This is a genomic window from Mesorhizobium kamtschaticum (assembly GCF_056174585.1).
On record NZ_JBWBWI020000003.1, the window covers coordinates 210,837 to 231,404 of the forward strand.

Consider the following 20,568-nt stretch of genomic DNA (forward strand, 5'->3'; position numbering starts at 1 on the left):
GTCTCTCGACCGCCCCAAGCAGAGTGCTTCTACTCCGCTGCCGACGCGGTGAGGCCGGGACGCGGCCGCCAGCCGAGCGCCGGCGCGACATGCGCGATGACGTCACTGATGATCTGTTCGTATTCGTGCTGTTCGAATTCATAGGGGAGTTCGAGCCGCAATTCGTGCACCCTGGCCAGGACCGGATCGCTGGCAAGTTGCTCCAATATCTGTTGTGACGTGCCGACGATGTCCTGGGCAAACAGCGTCCGCCGCTCGCCATGCGCTTTCAGCGTGCGATCGTAGCGTCCGGCTGCATAGTCGGCATAGCGTTTCCGTGTCCGCGCATCGGCGCTGTCAAAGGGGACGATCACCCGTCCCAGCGCCACGCGCCTTGACCGATCGCTTTGCTGGGCGAAGAAAGTCTCCAGCTGGTGCAGCTGCGCTTCGAAGAAGTCGTCTGTGCCCTCGCCGGATGTGACATTGCCGAGCAGAAGATTGAGGCCGTTGCGACCCGTCCATTCAACCGATCTCAGCGACCCGCCGCCATACCAGATTCTGTCGAGGAGACCGGGCGCGTGCGGCTGCAGGCGTGGGCGCACGCGGCCGCCGGGAAATTCGATGATGGCTCCGGGTTCGCCGATAGGATCGCCGCGCAGATTGTTGACGAAGCGCAAGACGCGCTCATGCGAGAAATCGAAATTCCGCCAGTCGCCGTCGAAGACAAGCGGCCCGAGAAAATCAGCATGTGGCGGGAAGCCGGCGCTCAGGCCGACATTCAGCCGGCCCCGCGACAGCACGTCGACCGTCGACAGGTCCTCGGCCAAGCGGTAGGGGCTTTCATAGCCGATCGGGATCACCGCCGTGCCGAGTTCGATGTCGTTTGTGCGCTGCGTGGCGGCGGCCAGAAACGCGGCGGCAGAGGAGATACCCGGCTCGAGATGGCGCTGCCGCACCCAGGCGCCGTCATAACCCAGCCGCTCGCCGAGCTCGAACAGCTGCAGCGTTTTCTCGAGCCCTGAATGCGGGTCGCTGTCGGGATAGTTGCCGGGCGTGAGGAAGGCGAGCCTGCGGATGTTGCGCGAGATTGAGGTCAAGGTTTCTGCCTCCCTTTCATGCCGACTTAGTACTTCTTCAGCCCGGGTGGATTGGTCCGCGACTGCGCGATCTGCTCGGCGGAAAGACTCCATCTTGCGAGTGCCTTTGCGTAGCTTCCGTCCTTGATGGTCTCGTTGAGCGCTGCGGTGATGACCTCGGCGATGCCACTATCCTTCTTCGTGGTGACGCCGACATCGGTTGTCAGCGGCCATCCAGCGTTGACGGTTCCGACTGACCGAGTTTCACCGGTAAGCGCCGCCTGATAGGCCTGAACCGAATTCATGGAGAAGATCGTATCGGCGCGGCCGGAGCGGATCGCCAGGCTCGATGCAGCGGTATCGTCGAGATAGATGATTTCGACAGGCTTCAGGCCTGCTTCGACATTGAGCCTGTTCCACTCGAGAATGATCTTTTCCTGGATCGCGCCGGCATCGGTGATGACGCGCAGCCCGGCAATGTCCTTCGGCTCCCTGGTAGAGGTGATTGGACTGTCGTTCCTCACATAGAAGCCGTGCAGGCCCTGCCGGTAGCTCGAAAAATCGAACTTCAGCTTGCGCTCTTCGGTGACGCCTACATTGCTGATGACGGCATCATATTTCCCGGACACCAGCCCAAGCGGCCAGTCCTCCCAGGCCACCGCGACGAGATTGAGTTTTCGGCCGAGCTTGTCGGCAATCAGTTGGGCGATATCAGGATCAGCCCCGATGACGGTTGCCGCGTCGGTGGCGTAGGTGGCAATCGGCGGCGTCCCGCCAGGAGCGATGCCAACCGTGAAGGCGCCGTCCTCGACGAATTTGAAACGCGTCGGGATTGACGCGACGAGGGCCGGGTCTTTCTCGGTGCGCGGGCGCGCGGACTGCTCCGGGCTAAGATCGAAAGGCTCGGATGCAAGCGACACAAAAGGGGTTGCCAGCAGCGCCGAAACACCAATGACAGCAGCAATCGCCTTGGTTCTCAAAAGCATCGTATCTCCAATTCTCCGTGATCGTTGTCACGACACGCCGCCTCGGTGCTCCTTGCCGGATGTCGTGCGTCTCGGCCGGACGAAGAGGCGGACGCTGATGATCCGCCTCTTCAACGCAAACGGCTCAGCTGTTGGGCTTCGGCAGGCCCGGCGGGTTGGTGTGCGACTGGTCGATGGCCTCGGTGGTCAGGCTCCACTTCTTCAGCACCTCGCCATATTTGCCGCTGGCGATCAGCTCGTTGATGGCGAGCGTGATGGCGTCGGCCAGGCCGCTGCCCTTGCGCGTTGCCACCGCGATCTCGGCGGTCAGGGGCCAGCCGCCGTTGACGATGCCGACCAACTTGGTCTTGCCCTTCACGGCGGCGGCATAGGCCAGCGTAGCGTTCGGATTGAACTCGGCATCCGCGCGGCCCGACTGCAGGGCAAGCTGGCTCGCGGCGGAGTCGTCATAGTACTGAACCTCGATCGGCTTCAGCCCGGCGGTGACGTTCTCGCGGTCCCATTCGAGCAGGATCTTCTCCTGGTTGGTGCCGGCGCTGGTGATGATCCTCAGGCCGGCGATGTCCTTCGGTTCCTTGATCGAGGTGGTCTTGCTGTCGGCCTTCACGTAGAAGCCGAGCACGTCCTGCCGGTAGGTCGAGAAGTCGAACTTCTCCTTGCGCTCTTCTGTCACCGTCACATTGCTGATGACGGCGTCATATTTTCCTGAGGCAAGGCCGAGGGGCCAGTCGGCCCAGGCGACTGGAACCAGATCGAGCTTGAGCCCCAGCGTTTCGGCGATCAGCAAGGCGATGTCGGCATCGGTGCCGACCACCGTCTTGGCGTCGGTCGCATAGGTGGCGAGTGGCGGGTCCCCCGGGCTGGTGGCAACGGTCAGGTAACCTTCCCTGGCGAGTTTGGAATTCGGCGCGATCGCCGCGGCAGCCTTGTCGCTCTTTTCGGTGTGGACGCGGCCCGGCTGCTCGGGGCTGAGGTCGAATTCCGCCGCCTGGGCGACGGAGGTGAAGGCTATGGCCGATAGGACCGCGCCGAAGGCGAGGGATAACGGCTTCCTGTACAAAGTCATGGGTCTCTCCTTGCATGATGGACGTGCGGGGCTGACGCTCCCGGCAGGGAGCCGCGAGAGCCGGCGGTTCGCACATGTCGCCGGCGTGTTTTCGTTGAAAGGTTCCGGACGCTAAAGAACCTTGGCGAGGAATTCGCGCGTGCGTTGATGGGCGGGCGTGGTGAAGACCCGGGACGGCGTTCCGACCTCGAGGATCTTGCCGCCTTCCATGAAGACGATGGTGTCGGCGACCTCGCGGGCAAAGCCGATCTCATGGGTGACGATCACCATCGTCGTGCCGGAGGTCGCCAGTTCCTTGATGACGTCCAGCACCTCGCCAACGAGCTCGGGATCGAGCGCCGAGGTCGGCTCGTCGAAGAGCAGCACCTTCGGTTTCAGCGCCAGCGCCCTGGCGATGGCGACACGCTGCTGCTGGCCTCCGGACAAGTGGCGCGGATAGGCGTCGGCTTTCTCCGGCAGGCCGATGCGGGCGAGCAGATCCTTTGCCAGTTCTACCGCCTCGGCGCGTGGAACACCTTGCACCGAGACAGGCGCTTCGATGATGTTTTCGAGCACCGTCAGATGCGGGAATAAGTTGAAGTTCTGGAACACCATGCCGATCGCGGCGCGGCGACGGCGGATCGCCGCCTCCTTGAGTTCGTAGAGCGTCTGCCCATCGCGATGATAGCCGATCAGCTCGTCATCGATGGTCACGAACCCGGTATCGGTCCGCTCCAGATGGTTGATGGTGCGCAACAGCGTCGACTTGCCGGCACCCGACGGGCCGATGATCGCCGTGACCGATCCCGGCGCGAGATCGAGGTCGACGCCGTCGAGCACGGTCAGCGCACCAAAACGTTTGGAAACGTCGCGGATTTCGATGCGCCCGACGCCGCGGCGTCCACGTTTTTCGACAGCGGTGACCAGTGGCTTGCGAACCGCAGTGGGCGATGCGGGGGGCGGAGAGGGGGATTTCGCTGCCGAGGCCGCGCCGCGCCCGGACAGGAAGGCAAGGACGCTGGGCAAGAGAGGGCCGGACGGCGTGCGCACGGCGCCACGCGAAAAACGCCGTTCGATGCCAAGCTGGATGACCGAGAGCACGCTCATGATGATGAGGTACCAGATGGTCGCCACCATCAGCAGCGGGATCACTTCCAGGTTGCGCTTGTAGATGACCTGGACGGTGTAGAAGAGCTCGGGCAGAGCGAGCACGTAGACGATCGAGGTGGATTTGGCCAAGCCGATGATCTCATTGAAGCCGCTGGGCAGGATCGCGCGCATGGCCTGCGGAAGCACGATGCTCAGCGCTTGCCGCCGCCGCGAAAGGCCAAGCGCGGCGGCGGCCTCATGCTGACCCTGGTCGACCGAAAGAATGCCGCCCCGGATGATCTCGGCCGAGAAGGCAGCCTGGTTGAGGCTCAGTCCGATCACCGCCACCCAGAACGGGCTGAACACCTCGACGGTGTTGTATTGCGCGAAGAGCTGGCTGGTGAAAGGCACGCCGACATCGATCGTCGGATAGAGATAGCCGAGATTGTTAAGGACGAGCAGAAGCACGATCAGCGGGATGGAGCGCAGCAGCCAGATATAGGCCCACGACACGCACGACAGCAGCGGTGAGGCAGAAACGCGGGCGAAAGCCAGCAGCGTCCCCAGTAGAAAGCCGAGTCCCGAGGCGAGCACGGTCAAAAGCAGCGTTCGGGCAAGGCCGACCAGGACGGGTTCCGACAAGAAGAAGCGGGCAAAGACATCCCAACCCCATCTGGGATTGGTCAGGATGGACCGCAGCGTGAAGAAGATGATCAGGACAGCGACGACAGTGCCGACCACCCGCCAGGGATGCCTGGCCGGCACCACTCTATATCCTTGATGATCGCCAGGGACGGCAACGTTCTTGAGGTTTGAAGCCTCGCCTATATCAGCCGCCGCTATTGTCATGGTATTCGCCGCTCCAATGGAGTGTTTTTTACAGTAAATACGTTGTGTTTATTAATTTACCCTCTATACGTTATCCGATGTTTTTAGTTAATCACGACAATTGTTTTTATTTTTACGGCCGCTTGGAGTTTAATTGCCTGTATTTCGCTGAGTTAATGGGCGCATTGCTGTGACTTACGCACTTCGATCAGCTTGCCCTGCGGTCAAACGCGTTCGGCCAGAACTGCAACGCCAGAGCGCCGATGTCCTTTTCGAAGGGCAGGGTGCCGTGGATTTCCGGATCGACGCCTGTGTCGAACAGCGCGGTGTAGCCATTGTTGAGATAGAGGATCTCGGCCTCCGGTTGCCGGAAACCTGTCGTCAGATAGAGCCTGGTGTAACCCTGGCGCGCCGCCTGCAGTTCGAGTTCGGCCAGGACCTTGCGTGCCAGTCCCTGGCGGCGAAGATCGATATGTGTCCAGACGCGCTTCAATTCGGCGGTGCGTTCGTCATAGCGCTTGAAGGCGCCGCCGGCGATCGCTGCGCCGTCGCGCAGCAACAGCAGGAAATTTCCGTTCGGTGGCGCAAAGAGCTCGGCGGGGTAGCGACGCATCTCTTCGCCGGGTTCGCCAAAGTGGTCGCCGTAGCGGGTCGTGTATTCCCAGGTCAGCGCTTCGATGAGTGGCGCGGCGCGCGGATCGATCGGGGTCGTATAGAGAAAGCTGTCTGTCATGGCGTGAGCCCTGTTGCCGGCTCGCTTGTCCGCGGAGCCTCATTCGCGGCGAGATAAATCCTGGACCAGCGCCACCCAGTAGCGCGCGGCGTCAGGCAGGATGTCGTCGTTGAAGTCGTAGTTGGGGCTGTGCAGGTCGGCGCTGTCGCCATTGCCGACGAAGAGATAGCTGCCCGGCCGCGCCTCGAGCATGAAGGCGAAATCCTCGCTGGCGGTGATGAGCGGGAAATTCGTCTCGATCCGAGCGGTGCCGAAATGCCGGAGCGCCACTTGGCGGGCGAATTCGGTCTCTTGCGGGTGATTGACAAGGGCAGGATAGCCGCGCGGATAGTTGACTTCGGCGGTCGCGCCATAGCTTTGCGCCTGGGCTTCGGCGAGCGCGATGATACGCGTCCGGATCTGGTCGCGCACTGTCTTGCTAAACGTCCGGATGGTGACTTTGAGCTCGACGCTGTCGGGGATGACGTTGGCGGCGATGCCGCCATTGATTGTACCGACAGTGACCACCGCCGTCTCCAGCGGGTCGACATTGCGCGACACGATCGTCTGCAGCGCCATCACCAGCGAGGCGGCGGCGACTATGGGGTCGACGGTATGGCTGGGCCTGGCGCCATGGCCGCCCTTGCCGACAATGCGGATGATGGCGAGATCGACGGAAGCCATGGCCGGGCCGCTGAGGAAGGCGAATTGTCCGGCCGGCACGCCCGGCCAATTGTGCAGGCCGAAGACGGCGTCGACCGGGAAGCGCTCGAACAGCCCGTCTGCAATCATCGCCTTGGCGCCGGCGCCGCCTTCCTCGGCGGGCTGGAAGATCAGGCGCAGCGTGCCCGAAAACTCCCGCGTCGCGGCAAGATGGCGGGCGGCTGCGAGCAGGATCGACGTGTGCCCATCATGCCCGCAGGCATGCATGACGCCTGGATTGGTGCTGGCATAGGGCAGGCTGGTCGCCTCGACGATCGGCAAGGCGTCCATGTCGGCGCGGATGCCGATGCTCTTTTCGCTGAGCCCGTTGCGCAGCGTGCCGACCACGCCCGTGCCGCCAATGTTCTCAGCGACCTCATAGCCCCAGGATTGCAAGCGCGCCGCGACCAGCGCGCTGGTCTTTTTCTCCTGGTAGGCCAGCTCCGGCTCACTGTGCAGCTTGCGGCGCAATGCGACGAATTCGTCCGCATGGTCGAGCATCGCCCGCGCGACTGCGGCCGAAGGCGGAGGGGCCTGAAAAGTCATCAGGCGGCTTCCTCGGTGGCCGGTGCCGAGGGAGAGGCGGCCTGCGCGTAGCGGCTTTCCTTGAATGGCAAGCCGAGATGGTCGCGCAGCGTCGTGCCGATCTGTGTGCGGGCGTGACGGCCGCGCTTCTCCAGAATGGGCAGCACATGCGTTTCGAAATCGTCGAGACCGGAGGGGATGACCTGGAAGCCCAGCACGAAACCGTCGGCCGCTCCGCCATCGACCCACCGGATCAGTTGGTCGGCGATCTTTTCGGGCGTGCCGATGAATTCGTTTCGCGACGTTGCCGCATCCAGCGCGACTTCGCGCAGCGTGAGCTTCTTCTCCTTGGCGACGCGCTTGATGCGGTCGGTGGTGGAACGGAAATTGTTCTTGCCGATGTCGCCGAGCTCCGGGAACGGATCGTCCACCGGATAAGCGGTAAAATCATGATGGTCGAAGAACCGGCCGAGATAGAGCAGCGCCTCGTGAACGCTGACGAGGTCGCGTATCTCGCGATATTTGCGCTCGGCTTCCTCCTCAGTCGAACCGATGATCGGGGCGATGCCGGGGAAGATCTTGATATGGTCGGCCAGGCGGCCATGCGCGACCGCGCTTTCCTTGAGCCGGCGCGACAGTTCCCGGTTCTCCTCGAAGGCGGCGGCGTTGGCAAAGACGGCATCGGCATGCTGGCCGCCGAGCGAGATGCCGTCATCCGAACCGCCAGCCTGGAACAGCACGGGCTGTCCCTGCGCGGAGCGGCCGAGATTGAGCGGCCCTTCGGCCGAATGGAAGCGGCCTTTGAAATTCAGCCGGTGCATCCTGGAGAAATCGGCATAGCGGCCGGCCTGCCGGTCGCGCACGAAAGCGTCGTCGTCCCAGGAATCCCACAGGCCCTTGACGATCTCGATATGCTCGGCGGCGATCTCGTAGCGCAGCGCGTGTTCAGGGTGCTTGTCTCGGCCGTAGTTTTTGGCCGAGCCTTCGAGCGGCGAGGTCACGGCGTTCCAGCCGGCACGGCCGCCGCTGACGGTGTCGATCGATCCGAACTGCCGCGCGACGGTGAACGGATCGCTGTAGGAGGTGGACAGCGTGCCGACGAGACCGATGCTCTTTGTCGCCACCGCCAGCGCCGACAAAAGCACGATCGGCTCGAAGCGATTGAGGAAATGCGGGATCGACTGCTCGTTGATGTAGAGCCCGTCGGCGACGAAGGCGAAGGCAATGCCTGCCGCTTCGGCCTGGCGCGCAATGCGCACGTAATAGTCGAAATTGGTGCTGGCATCGGCGGGCACGCTCGGATGCTTCCAGGCATTCATGTGCCCGCCCGGGCCTTGCAGCATGATGCCGAAGGGAATTCGCTGATTGCTCATGACGGCAAGCTCCTTGATCCGTTTGCTCAGGCCGCGGCCGCCGGCCGCTCGCGCACCAGCATCTCGGCCGTGGCGAGGCGCCACAGCCCGCCGACGGCCGGCTCGACGATGAATTCGCCGGTGCCCGAGCGCGCATGCAGGCGGTCGAATTCCGAGCGGACCTGGTCCGGTGTTCCGGCGATCACACTCGGCTGCTTGGGCTCGATGCGGTATTCGGAGGAGCCCAGCTGACGCGCATAGTCCTTCGCCTGCTCCTCGCTGCCGACGGTAACGCTCTGGGCGCCGGGGACATGAACCTTGAACAGCTTGATTTTGTCAGCCTGCGCCTGAGCCTCACCGGCATATTCGGAGACGATGACCGAGACCGCGACGATCGGCGCGCGGCCGGTCTGAGCCCGATAGGCCGCGACGGCGTCGTCGAGCAGGGCGTCGTCGCCGTTGAGATGGCGGGCGAACACGAACTCCCAATGATGCGCCGCTGCGAGCAGAGCGCTTTCGACGCTCGCGCCGAGCAGGAAACGCTGCGGCGCGACTAGCGGACGCGGTGTGGCGCTCAGTCCTTCGAAAGGGCCGGCCCCGTCGAGATAGGCGCCAAGCTCGGCGATCTGCTCACCGAAATCTCGGCTGCGCGACGGGTCGTTCTGCCTTGCAGCGCACGCGTCGACAGCGGCAGGCCGCCGGGTGCCTTGCCGATACCAAGATCGACGCGTCCGGGCGCCAGGGCGCTCAGCAGATGAAAATTCTCGGCCACCTTGTAGGGGCTGTAGTGCTGCAGCATGACGCCGCCGGAGCCGATGCGGATCCGGCTGGTGTAGGCCAGCAGATGAGCAATCAGCACTTCCGGTGAGGAACTGGCGAGTTCCGGCGCGTTGTGGTGCTCGGCCACCCAGAACCGCCGGTAACCGAGCCGTTCGGCAAGTTGTGCCAGCGCCACGGTTCGTTTCAGCGCATCGGTCGCGCTTTCGCCGGTGGCAAGCGGGCTCTTGTCGAGGAGGCTGAGCGCATAGGTCATGGGATCTCCACCTTCGGCGGCCGCGTGGGCCAAGGACTTCCTAGGTTCGGATCATAATTCATATAGTCTATAGATTTTATAGACTATATGGCAAATTTGGCCCTTCAGGAGAAAAACCCTTTCTCGTCTGATGCCGGCTTTGGAACATCCGGCCTATGCCGTGCAAGCGGATGTCGCGCACCGACCTGGCTCATGGGTGTGGCGGAGGGATCAGGCTGCGCTCAACCAATGCGTCGATGATCCGCTCCGCGCCGGAAACGAATCGGCGGCCATTGGCTTCGCCCGATGCATGCTTCGAAACCTCGCCGGCCGGCAGCACCAGCACCGGGAGGGCCTGATTGGTTTCACCGATCAGATCGACAACTTGCCCTCGCGGCCGTGGGAAAGCGATTCGGTGAACATCGATCGCTTCTGCAAGCGTCGGAAAGGAGACCAGCACCCCTTCCACCAGCGCTGAATGGCGGCAGAAGAAACGCTGCCCTGGAAATTTGGCGTCTTCGAAATCCGGGGAGAGCAGGAACAGGACGGGTTTGTCTGGGTTGGCGGAGGTCAAAGGAATTCTCCATTTCGGTCACTATCTTCCGGTGGTCGATACCTACTGCTGCCGGCGGGAATTCTGGAACATGCCAAGTCGGAAGGCATCTGGAAAATGGCGCCAACGTCGGCCAGTGAGGGATCGGCGACGGGGCTTCTTGCCCCCGTTGAAAACGTGGAGGCGGGTGCCGGAACGTGTGATTGGAAAAGGGTGCGTGCGATTCGCGCCACGTCCTCGATCGATTCCTCGCGGAGCATTTCGATGGGAATGCGGCCGTCGAGTTCTGGACAGGGCCGGGTCAACCAGAACCAGGCCAGTCTCGGATTGCTAATCGCCGCCAACACCTCGCTTATGCCCATGGCTGGCCTACCGTCGACGAACTGGGCGAGCGGGAAGACATGTTTGCGACCGCCCTTGCGCAGCCCCACGACTTCGCCCCGCCGCTGCCAGCGATGCAATGTCGAGCGAGGGATGCGGAATTTCTCCTCCAGATAGGTCGACCCGGCAACCTCACCGGCCCAGTCTTCGATGAGCACCGCCTGGAGGTCGGAGGCGCGATCGGCAATGTGTCTGGACACGGGCATCCCATCCGTCGGCGCAGTGCTTTCACAGGCGCAGTCAGACGCAGCCGAATCGCGGCGGGAGATCCTTTTCGCCATCATGCCGAAGAACTCTGAGGCGAGCGCGGGCAAGTCGCCTCCGAAAGAACCGATCGCGAGCCGCTGTGCGTGTGTCAGGAAGGGAAGGGCGGCAGCAACGCTCCCGGCGATCATGCTGGTGGAAACAAGCGCTTCTGCGTCCAGCAGGAAGCCGTGCTGCATCAATGCCTGTTGTACCGCCTGGGCCACCAATCCGGCCAAGATTTCCTGCGAAATTCCATCCAGTGGGTCTTGAAATCTGGTCATTCATCCGCCTTGCCGGCCGCGAGCCGGTTGCTGAATGGCTACGAAGGGCTGTTGGAATCGCAGTGGCAAAGCATGCGACCCGATAGGTTGCTGAGTTGCATTTGGACCCTCCCTGGCTGAATTGTCAGTCGCGGGACGCGAGCTTGCCTGTGCCCGCTGCGAGTAGCTCAGGCGCTCGCCTTTTGCGGCCGGCTGAATATACTTTCCGGGCGTGGCAGTCCGAAATGGTCCCTCAGCGTTGCCCCCTCATAGTCGTGCCGGAAAAGTCCGCGCCTGCGCAAGATCGGCACCACCTCGTCGGCGAATACGTCGAACCCGCCCTGCAGATAGGGCGGCATGACATTGAAGCCATCCGCTGCACCGTTGTCGAACCATTCCTGGATGTTGTCGGCTATCTGTTCAGGCGTCCCGGCCTGGACCCAATGCCCGCGCGCCCCGGCGAGGCGGTGGAGCAACTGGCGGATGGTTGGATTCTCGCGCTCGATGATGTCGAGTACAACGTGGAAGCGGCTGCTCGCACCGCGCTCACCCTCGACACGGATGAGCTCGCGGGGAAATGGCCCGTCCAGATCGTAGCTGGAAAGGTCGGCGTCGACGATACGGCGCAACTGATCGAGAGAATATTCCGGCTGCGTCAGCTCGTTGAACTCGTCATGCAGTGCTCTGGCTTCAGCCTCGGTTGAACCGATGAAGGGACTGATGCCGGGCAACACCTTGACGTGGTCAGGGTTGCGGCCAACCGACTTCACGCGCGCTTTGATGTCAGCATAAAATTCCTGCGCGTTGCCGAGTGTCTGATGGGCTGTGAATATCGCCTCGGCATAGCGGCTTGCGAATGACCGTCCGTCTTGCGACGAACCCGCCTGGACGTAGACTGGACGCCCCTGCGGCGATCGCGGGAGCGTCAGCGGGCCCTTCACCCGATGATATTTGCCGATGTGATTGATTGGGTGGATCTTGTCGGTGTCGGCAAAAATGCCGGACTCCCGGTCCGCGACGAGCGCGTCGTCCTCCCAACTGTCCCAGAGCTTCGTTATCACATCAACGAACTCGCCGGCGCGCTCGTAACGGTCGGCGTGGGTTGGGTGTCGGTCAAAGCCGAAATTCAACGCTGCCGACGCGTCGCCCGTCGTGACGATGTTCCAGCCGGCGCGCCCGCCGCTCAGATGATCGACAGAAGCAAACAGCCGGGCCAGGTTGTAGGGTTCGTTGTAGGTGGTCGAGGCGGTCGCGATGAACCCTATTTTCTCCGTCACGGCCGCGAGCGCCGAAATCCATGTCAGCGGCTCCAGCCTGAAGCGACTTGCGTAGCGGATGTTGTCGGCGAGCGCGGGGCCGTCGGCAAAGAAGAGCGCGTCGAACTTGCTCGCCTCGGCCTTTTTCGCCAGTTCCTGATAATAGGCGATGTCGAGCACCCTCTCAGGCGCGGAATCCTTGTAGCGCCAGCCGGCTTCATGATGACCGCCAGGATAGATGAAAAGGTTGAGGTTCAACTGTCGTGATGCGGCGGACATATGTTGGTTCTCCTGGGGGGTGACGCTGAGCGACAAGTCTTCGGGCGCTCAGACGGGCAGCACGGGCTTTGTCGTCTCGACGCCGAGATGACGCAGAAGTTCGGAGCGGATCTCGCTGAACCGGCGATGGCTGTAATCGCGAGGCCTGGGGACATCGATTGCGATGTCGGCGACGATCGCGCCCTTGTCGAGCACCAAAACCCGGTCCGCCAGCGTCACGGCTTCGTCCACATCATGGGTAACCAGCAGCACGGCCGGCTGGTGACGGGCGCAGAGCTGGCGCAGCAGATCGTGCATGCGCAGGCGAGTCAGCGCGTCGAGTGCGCCGAACGGCTCGTCCGCCAGCAGCAGGTCAGGATCACGAACCAGTGATCGCGCCAAGGCCACGCGCTGCTGCTCGCCACCAGAGAGTTCGACCGGCCATGCGGTCTCGCGGCCGCTCAAGCCAACCTCTTCGAGAGCTACCCGTCCGCGTTCTGCGGCGTCCGGAAGGTCGAGACCAAGAACCACATTTTCCAGCACGCGTTTCCATGGCAACAGTCGAGCGTCCTGGAACACCACTGATTTCTTATCGGGTGTTTCGAGGCGGCCGGAGCCGGAGACTTTGTCATCGAGATCGGCGAGCGCGCGCAACAATGTACTCTTGCCCGAGCCGCTACGGCCGAGAAGCGCGACGAACTCCCCTTTCTCGATGTCGAGACTGAGGCCGTCAAGAATGGTTCGCGGCCCGAAGCTTCTCACAAGGCGCTCGACCCGCACCACTGGCGCGCCGCTCAATCCGCCAAGGTGCGACGCCATGCCAGCGACCTTTCCTGGAAGAAGCGCACGATGCCGTCGCAGCCGAGACCGAGCAACGCATAGACGACGAGGCCGACGATGACGATGTCGGTCTGGCCGTAGTTGCGTGCGAGGTCGATCATGTAGCCGATGCCGCTGGTGGCATTGACCTGTTCGACCACCACCAGAGACAGCCAGGCATAGGTCACCGCCAAACGCAGGCCCAGGAAGAAGCCTGGAAGGGCGCCCGGCAGGATGACTTGGCGGATGAATTCGCCGTAGCCCATCCGCAAGGTCTGGGCCAGTTCGACATAGGCTATCTATCCCGCGCAAGCTGCTGTGGGTCTGGATATAGATCGGGATCAGGACAGCCAGCGCGATGGCCGTCACCTTCATGCCCTCGCCGATGCCGAACCACAGCATCAGCAGCGGGATCAGAGCGAGCGTCGGTATCGCCCGCTTGATCTGAACCGGGCCGTCGATGATCGCTTCGCCAAGCCGGGATAACCCTGAGATGAGAGCAAGCACGGTCCCGATCAGGATACCGAACACCAGACCCTGTGCTGCCCGCCAGGCAGACGTCATCAAGTGAGCCTGAAGCTTGCCTTCGGCGATGAGATCGATGGCGGTGCTTACAACCGACCAAGGCGCCGGTAGCGTTCTTGGATCGATCAGGCCGGCGACACTGCCGATGCACCAGATCACGAGAAGAAGTGCAGGTCCAATCAGCGCGCCAAATGGGATCGCTCGCCCAAGGGCCAGGCGACGCCTCGTCCCGGCCTTGCGAGGCTTAGCAGCAGGCGGAAGCAACCCCCTTTCATCCGATGCGTAGGGAATAGGGAGTGCAACTGAGGCGGTATGTGAGATTGCGTTCATCTGCGTCGTCTCCAGTCCTGGGAAGCAGCCGTCAGGACGCGTTCAGCGCATTTGTGGCGATCTTCTCAAAGCGCCTGTCGAAAAGATCCTCGGCCTTGATCGGGGGCTTGTTCAGTTCCCTGGCCAGCAGATCAATCGTCGCCTGCTGGCGCGCGATCACATCATTCCAGTCGGACGGGATGTCGAACTGGCCGTCGGCGTCGACGAGATACTTGCCATCTTCTGCGTTGAGGCCCTGCGTGGCGACGTAGTAGCCCGCGATCCACTCTTTCGGATGCTGCTCCACCCAGCGGGCCGCAAGTGCCCAGTAGCGCACATATTCGCCGAGAGCGGCAGCTTTGGCCGGGTCGTCAAGCACAGCCTGTGGCGCATAGAGATGGGCCGGATCATCGCGCAAACCATGCGGTATGGTGGTAGCGCCGTCGGCACCATATTGGTGCAGATAGTGCTTGACGAGGACGCCCCAGATCGGCGCGACGTCGACTTGCTTGCTGGCGAGCGCCACCGGATAGGCGTCGCCCTTGCTGGGCAGTTCGATAAGATTGACATCCTCCTTTTTCAGGCCGGCCGCCTGCAGCACCCTCAGCACCAGCGCGCCTTGCGCCTGACCGGGGCTGAAAGCGATCCGTTTGCCGCGCAAATCCGCGAGCGACTTGACCTCGACGCCCGGCGCAATGCCGAGTTGATAAATCGGGTGCGCAACCGGATCCTTGCGGAACTTCGCGGCAATGATCTTAACCTTGAGGCCCGTCCACGTCGCGTGGATGGGCGGAATGTCGGCGACCGATCCGACGTCCAGCGCATTGGCGCGAAAAGCTTCGATTGTCTGTGGACCGCCGCTGATGTTGGCCCATTCGACCTTGAAGGGCAGTTGATCGATCAGACCCGAGAGTTCCAGTGCCCTTTGCGTCTCGGGATCGCCGATACGAAGGACAGTGCCATCCGGGATGTTGGTCGGCAGTTTCCCTGCGTCTGGACTGCCCGCCTGGCCCCCCCAAAGCGGAGGAAGAAGCAACCAAGGTTACCGCCAAAGCGGTGACCAATGCACCAAACCTCCTTCTCGAAAATCTCTCCACAGCCAACATCATCGTCTTGCTCCAATTTTGGAAATGGCTCCTACTTTCGCTGTTCAGTATGTCTATAAATGATGTAGACGATAAAGTATCGGATGCTGTTCTTTGCCACCCGAGGGAAACGCTGTTCGTCTCCAATGCTCATTTGGGGCACGTGTCCCTCAATGCGCTGAGTGTGGCTTGGGGAGAGTGAGGACGCTTGCAGATCTTTGACAGGGTCGATTCACTGATAGACGCAGACGATTGCCGGGCCGCGATCGAAGAGGCGCGCGCCTTGCAGCTTCAGCTTGAACAAAGGTCTGACGCGCTCACACATGCGATCGACGACTTTCTGCTCGATCTCATGACGCTGGCTTTCATTGTTGAATGTTACGGACGCGGCTTTGAACTTTTGGCGCGAACGCTTGCCCGTAGAAGACTGGCAAAGGTCAGGCTTTTGTCGAGAGGGGCCGATTCCGCCAGGGGTAAATCACATCCAAAGGCTGCTGGCTGAAGCGGCGATCGCGCCGCGTTGCAGACAGTGACGAAGGCGGAAAACCGAGGCCCTTTTAGGTGTAAAGGTTAAAACCTCCAAAGGGAACAGCTGATGCGATGGAACTGTGGCTGCATTCTGCAGCACGCCGTACTTCTTAGACGGTCCGGTAGAGTAGCAGATCGAGCGCAAATGGTATGATTTAGGTCGTGGTACGTCTGCCCAAGAACCAATGATTGCGGGACGGAGCGCAGCCGACACTCCGTCCCGCAGGCAGCGCCCCTTGCCGCGCGAGCAGGGGGGTTAGCTGGCAGCCTTGGGCGGTAGCGGGATCATGTTCACGCTGTAGGAGCAGACCGCCCAGCCCCAGTCGGAAGCGTGGCCACTCGGCGAATGGGCATGCATCTGCAATTCGATACTCCGCGGCTGCGGCAGGCCGGGGATCACCTCGATATTGTTCGGTGAACCGGACGCAACATTCCTATTCCGAGTCGTTGCCAGAGCTCAGGCCGCCCTTTGCCGTCTCCTTGGCAAGTACATAGCCGTGCGGGGCCGTGACCTCTGCACCTGGCTGTCGCACGCGGCTCGAGGGCCATTGAGACCGGTGGCGTCGGTGGTGCATTGGGCCGTGACATTGATGGCCTGTGGCGCTGCGGCCTGTACCGCCGCAAGACCGGCCAAGGCGGCCAGCCCAAGCAGGCTCACTCCGAGCACGTAGTTGCGCATGATCGTAACTCCTGGATCGAGTGGGTGGATTCCCGGAAGATCAGGTGTGACATCGGATTTTCAATTTAATGGAACATTGATCCCGTCCCGTCAAATAGGTTGACGCGTTCTTCGTCTCTTGCAGGTAATTGTTCCAGTTTTGCCGCGCCGCTGCGAAAAATGAGGAAACCAACAGCCAGAAAGTATCCGAGTTGCAGCACCAATGCGCCGAGTGCAGTCCAAATCAATGAGCACCAACACGATCCGGTCACATAATATGTCCAAATCAGAAGAATTGCCAATACAACTGTCGCGCTAACTAAAAACCTTGGAAAATACATTTTCCCCTCCACACTCCCGCCAAAAGATGGTCTGCCTGCTCCAATCTCATTGCCCATCATCTCATCTTTTCCATTCGGCGACAAGAGGGTCAGAGAATATTGCTCCAATTGTATGGTATATCATTCGAAAAAGTAAAATGACTGCTACGTTCTGAGGATACTAGACTCTCCATCATGTGGCGACTCCTATTGCGAAGACTGTTATGACGATCCAGAACACACACGTCCCATCTCCGCTTCGGCCCGATTTCCCATCGTCGAACAAATCGTAACCGCGCATTCCTCCAAGCGTCAGCATTCCACAGGACAATAGCAACAATATCGATAAGCTCATGAGCGAGGGGAGCGACATGGCTCGGTCTAGTCTCCGCTGGAAAACTCTCTGGACATACGATCAGAGTCGGTAACGCGTATCCACTTCCTACCGGGTACTCGACCAGGCTTGAGCGGTCGCGGGATCGCTTTCACCACTGCGTGAACATGGCTCTGTGCCTCGACAGACACGCTACGGATGATCTTCGTGCCGTCCATCTCTTCGACCTTGAAACTTTCCATCGCCCTGCCTTCCTCGCTAGGACCAAATACCAAAATTCCGAAACGAAAGAACTCCATGGACCGCATCTTTCGTGAGCGAGAACCCAACGAATCGCTAGACCCACTCCTGGCCGGCGGGGTAAGAAGCCCGCTGGTTTTTGGCGGAGACATTGATGCCGGATTATGACGTGCCTTGCATCAGCAATGCCATTGTCGACGTCATCGCCCAGTCCGACGAGGAATTCATCGAGACCAACGGCATCATCAAGAACCTGATCGACACGGAGCGCGCCGAACTGCTCTACAGCCGCTTGGGCCCTGCGATCAAAGCCTCCCGCGGCAGCGCGGGTAACACGGCGGCAGACGTCGCCAGCTTCGGCAAGGTCTCCAACGATCTGCTCGGCGAAATCTGTGCACACGAAATCCATGCCCAGGGCGTCGCTTTCGACACCAAACCACTCAAGGGCGAGCCTCCGACGGCGCGCTCGATGAACACATATCTGGGCGCTTGCCTCGAGCCCGGACCGTGGGATGGCGAGGCCGACAAGGCTTCGGGCGCCAAGATCACCCATTTCGTGGGTTATCTGTGGGACCCGCCGCGCGACAGCTACCGCCGCCCCGACTCTGCGAGCGTTTAGTAGCTTGGCCCTGGGCCAGGTCGTTCTCGTGAACTGGGGCACACCGATTACGGCATTTTGTCGCATGACCATCTCTTCTTTTCTGTCGATCCAGGCGAATCCGGTCCTTTCGGACTCGATCCCAAATACGGCGGAGGAGGTCTTTTTCATGGATAATGTCACGGTTGATACCTCCTTTTTTATTGCTTTTCGGACGGCAAGTTCCTCTGGAAGGGCTTGCGGCGACATTCGCCGGATTGATCTTGGCGTGCGATGGTGGCCGCGGCGCCGAGCGATCCCGCTTTCGGCTTCGCGGAGCTCCTCGGTAGGCGTTCGAACCGGCGACTGGTCAACGTGAGCCTTCCGACGGCTTCGTGGCGCTCGTGGCTTGCCTTGTGACGAACCGTTGACATCATCGCGAACGCCAGCATGACCAGCGAAACGTGGCGATGCCATCCGTGCCAAGAACGGGTTATGTTATGGTCGAGGCCCAGTTCTCTCTTTGCAGTGCGGAGTCCTTCCTCGATAATCCCGCAACATTGCTGCACTGCGATCAGTGTTTCGATCTCGGTTCCCGCCGGAGACCATGTTGAAAAGTAGGAGAGGGCCTGGTTCGCATTGCGTCGGATCAAGAGCCCCGGAGTCCAGAGCCCAGAACGGGTTCTGTCGTATTCCGCGACATCCAAGTCAGAGAACCGACAGTAAGCCCATTGCTGGGATCCAGAGTCCTCCGGGCCCTCTCCTGGGTCGAAATTCCGCCACAAGGAGGGATCGAGGTTCCCTGCGATATCTTCGGCCGCTCCCTCTGCAGGGAGCACGCCATTTTGGGAAGCAAGATGGTGGTTAGCGCTAACGCCGAGCACATAGCCCTTGCACCAGCGTCGCAGGGCCATTTCGATGTCGACGCTAGCATAGATGCGGTCAGCAGCCACCCAGCTTAACGGTACATCGGCAGCGACGTTGCGCGCGATCATGCTCAATGCCAGGCGGGACTTTGTTGCGAAAGTTGTGCCGGCAGGCACGTAGGCCCGCGCCAAGCGGGTAGGGTCATCCGTCCAGGCCCTTGGAAGATACAGGGCGCGATCGAGAAAAGCATGCCCGTGCCGGGATGCATAGCCCGCGAACATGCCGATCTGGCAGTTGGCCATCCTGCCCGTCGAGCCGTCGACCTGTCGCGCTACTCCGCACGAAGTGTTGCCTTGCTTGATGAAACCCGTCTCATCGATCACCAGGACCGCTTCGTTGTCGGCCAGCGTTTCAAGCGCGTATTTGCGCACGATGTCGCGTAAGGCGTCGGCGTCCCATTTTGCCCTTCCGAGAATGGCCTGCAGACGCCACGGCCCGGGGTCTCCCGCAGCCTCGACGCTCATCACGCCAGTCTTGCGGTGCTCGTCTAGTAGTAGGCCTTCAAGGAACAGTCCGGCCGAAATCGCCAAGCGTTCCTGATGGAAAAGACTCCTAATCCGCGACTTCACCTCGCGCAGCGAGGCCGCCCACATTTCCAATGTCGTTTCAATCGATTCAATCATCACCAATAACCCCTTTTGCCCACCTGTCCAGGAATCGAAAAAATCAGTAATTCAACTCCGAAACGCAATCGGAATACTCTCCTCTTTCTCGATTGCTTTTTACCGACAGCAGTAAGGTCATGGCGGCAATTTAGGTGGCGAACAAATCACATATTCTCTTGTTAGAAACAAGCTTGACTTAGCAAATTCCGATTGCCATAACCCCGGCGCGATCAAGAATGATAGCATAGCGGCGGCTGTTGGAAGGATAAGCGTGAGGATGGCTATGGGACTCACGATACAATATTAGCTATCACTAATAAAAATTAGGTATGCTCCCAATCTGGAACTCATGTACGTTTACATGAATCCCGAGCGGTGAAGTATTACCATTTATTAAGTGCGGACGGTACCTAGGCGTCTTAGATACAGACCTCCAAGGCCAGGACGTTCTCTTATGCATGCGAACGGACTCTTCGATGAGACAGGAATCCGATCGAAGATCATCAAATTATGCTTGTCTTCGTAGATTGGATTTCAGTCTGACTCTACCAAGCGGCCAACGGATGACTACTTTCGAGAGCAGGAGAGAACTTGGTGACCAGTTGTTGGATATTGTGCCGCTTGCGAAGATTTATGATCAACGCAAGCGAGACCCTTTCGAGAGGCTCACGCTTGCGACGGCGTATATTGGTCAACGGGTGAGCATGGCCTACCAACATGAATAGAACAGCTGAGACCATGGCCGTGTCTGAAGTGCCGATGACGGCAGCCGGCGTCAACGGTGAGCACGAGAAGGCACGCGCCGATCTTGGTGTCCGTTGGTATGTGGCCGGCGTACTTCAGGGTAGGGAGTCCATAGCTGAACAACATCTTCGCCGGCAGGGTTTTGCTTCATTCGTGCCACGCGGGGAAAGAACAGTTCGTCACGCCCGGCGGCTCTCAAAACGAATAGCAGCATATTTTCCCGGGTACATGTTTGTTGCCTTCGATGTCACTCAGCAGCGCTGGCGCTCTGTCAACGGGACTATCGGTATCCGCTCTTTGATCACGCAAGGGGATAGGCCGCTTCCGGTCCCTTTTGGCTTAGTCGAACGGTTCATTGCATTGACCGGCGAAGATGGCCTGCTCGATTTCAGCGGCGGCCTTTTGCCGGGATCTTCGGTTCGAATTGTATCGGGTCCTTTTGCCGAGTTGATAGGTCGCCTTGATCGGCTTGATCCTACAGGGCGGGCCCGGGTTTTGATCTCTTTCATGAATGGCGAAATCCCTGTCGATCTGGAGTCCAGGGGTCTTGTCGGAATTGCGTAATCAGAGGGCGTTCGCTCTCGTCGCGCAATCTCACGACTGCATGTGAAAGCTTCCGGTTTCACCCGGAAGTGCG

The 20,568-nt window shown here is 60.7% G+C and carries 15 protein-coding genes and 4 pseudogenes; 3 read left to right on the forward strand and 16 right to left on the reverse strand.

From position 1 onward, the window contains the following. Positions 1-29 precede the first annotated feature (29 nt). The 14 genes and pseudogenes from AC0V7N_RS40120 to AC0V7N_RS40185 form a co-directional block, all read right to left on the reverse strand. Positions 30-1,076, reverse strand: a complete 1,047-nt coding sequence (locus tag AC0V7N_RS40120) for an LLM class flavin-dependent oxidoreductase (RefSeq protein ID WP_496628469.1) — start codon at positions 1,074-1,076, stop codon at positions 30-32. Between the two features lie 26 nt (positions 1,077-1,102). Next, entirely contained in the window at positions 1,103-2,041 is a 939-nt protein-coding gene (locus AC0V7N_RS40125) for a transporter substrate-binding domain-containing protein (protein WP_496628470.1), read from the reverse strand. A 124-nt stretch (positions 2,042-2,165) separates the two neighbouring features. Beyond that, the gene (locus AC0V7N_RS40130) at positions 2,166-3,107 is read right to left on the reverse strand and encodes a transporter substrate-binding domain-containing protein (protein ID WP_496628471.1); all 942 of its coding nucleotides are present in this window, start codon (positions 3,105-3,107) and stop codon (positions 2,166-2,168) included. Between the two features lie 111 nt (positions 3,108-3,218). Further along, on the reverse strand, positions 3,219-5,024 hold the full coding sequence (locus AC0V7N_RS40135) for an ATP-binding cassette domain-containing protein (RefSeq protein ID WP_496628472.1): 1,806 nt from the start codon (positions 5,022-5,024) through the stop codon (positions 3,219-3,221). A 187-nt stretch (positions 5,025-5,211) separates the two neighbouring features. Beyond that, positions 5,212-5,736 (reverse strand): GNAT family N-acetyltransferase, encoded by a 525-nt coding sequence (locus AC0V7N_RS40140; RefSeq protein ID WP_496628473.1) that lies wholly within the window; start codon positions 5,734-5,736, stop codon positions 5,212-5,214. A gap of 39 nt (positions 5,737-5,775) precedes the next feature. Beyond that, the gene (locus tag AC0V7N_RS40145) at positions 5,776-6,963 is read right to left on the reverse strand and encodes an amidohydrolase (protein ID WP_496628474.1); all 1,188 of its coding nucleotides are present in this window, start codon (positions 6,961-6,963) and stop codon (positions 5,776-5,778) included. Beyond that, a complete protein-coding gene (locus AC0V7N_RS40150) occupies positions 6,963-8,315 on the reverse strand; it encodes an NtaA/DmoA family FMN-dependent monooxygenase (protein ID WP_496628475.1) in 1,353 nt (450 codons plus the stop codon). Before AC0V7N_RS40150 ends, AC0V7N_RS40145 begins: the two co-directional genes overlap by 1 nt. A gap of 26 nt (positions 8,316-8,341) precedes the next feature. Beyond that, positions 8,342-9,327: pseudogene (locus AC0V7N_RS40155) on the reverse strand (MsnO8 family LLM class oxidoreductase). A gap of 190 nt (positions 9,328-9,517) precedes the next feature. Then, positions 9,518-9,880, reverse strand: a complete 363-nt coding sequence (locus tag AC0V7N_RS40160) for a DUF3088 family protein (RefSeq protein WP_496628476.1) — start codon at positions 9,878-9,880, stop codon at positions 9,518-9,520. Beyond that, entirely contained in the window at positions 9,877-10,767 is an 891-nt protein-coding gene (locus AC0V7N_RS40165) for an antitoxin Xre/MbcA/ParS-like domain-containing protein (protein ID WP_496628477.1), read from the reverse strand. Before AC0V7N_RS40165 ends, AC0V7N_RS40160 begins: the two co-directional genes overlap by 4 nt. Before the next feature lie 167 nt (positions 10,768-10,934). After that, a complete protein-coding gene (locus AC0V7N_RS40170) occupies positions 10,935-12,281 on the reverse strand; it encodes an NtaA/DmoA family FMN-dependent monooxygenase (RefSeq protein ID WP_496628725.1) in 1,347 nt (448 codons plus the stop codon). 48 nt (positions 12,282-12,329) lie between these two features. Next, positions 12,330-13,079 (reverse strand): ATP-binding cassette domain-containing protein, encoded by a 750-nt coding sequence (locus AC0V7N_RS40175; RefSeq protein ID WP_496628478.1) that lies wholly within the window; start codon positions 13,077-13,079, stop codon positions 12,330-12,332. Continuing rightward, positions 13,055-13,934: pseudogene (locus tag AC0V7N_RS40180) on the reverse strand (ABC transporter permease). Before AC0V7N_RS40180 ends, AC0V7N_RS40175 begins: the two are co-directional and overlap by 25 nt. A gap of 31 nt (positions 13,935-13,965) precedes the next feature. Next, the gene (locus tag AC0V7N_RS40185) at positions 13,966-14,949 is read right to left on the reverse strand and encodes an ABC transporter substrate-binding protein (RefSeq protein ID WP_496628479.1); all 984 of its coding nucleotides are present in this window, start codon (positions 14,947-14,949) and stop codon (positions 13,966-13,968) included. A gap of 257 nt (positions 14,950-15,206) precedes the next feature. Between AC0V7N_RS40185 and AC0V7N_RS40190 the strand changes: the two genes are divergently transcribed. Then, positions 15,207-15,500, forward strand: a complete 294-nt coding sequence (locus AC0V7N_RS40190) for a hypothetical protein (protein ID WP_496628480.1) — start codon at positions 15,207-15,209, stop codon at positions 15,498-15,500. 770 nt (positions 15,501-16,270) lie between these two features. Here the strand turns inward: AC0V7N_RS40190 and AC0V7N_RS40195 are convergent. Beyond that, positions 16,271-16,585: an exopolysaccharide production repressor protein gene (locus AC0V7N_RS40195; RefSeq protein ID WP_496628481.1), complete on the reverse strand. Its 315-nt coding sequence runs from the start codon at positions 16,583-16,585 to the stop codon at positions 16,271-16,273. 647 nt (positions 16,586-17,232) lie between these two features. Between AC0V7N_RS40195 and AC0V7N_RS40200 the strand changes: the two are divergent. Beyond that, positions 17,233-17,661, forward strand: a pseudogene (locus AC0V7N_RS40200) (carbohydrate kinase family protein); the annotation flags it as partial. Between the two features lie 401 nt (positions 17,662-18,062). Here AC0V7N_RS40200 and AC0V7N_RS40205 read toward each other — a convergent pair. Continuing rightward, positions 18,063-19,205 (reverse strand): annotated as a pseudogene (locus AC0V7N_RS40205) (IS701 family transposase); the annotation flags it as partial. Positions 19,206-19,925: 720 nt separating this feature from the next. Here AC0V7N_RS40205 and nusG point away from each other — a divergent pair. Beyond that, positions 19,926-20,495, forward strand: a complete 570-nt coding sequence (nusG, locus tag AC0V7N_RS40210) for a transcription termination/antitermination NusG family protein (RefSeq protein ID WP_496628483.1) — start codon at positions 19,926-19,928, stop codon at positions 20,493-20,495. Positions 20,496-20,568 lie beyond the last annotated feature (73 nt).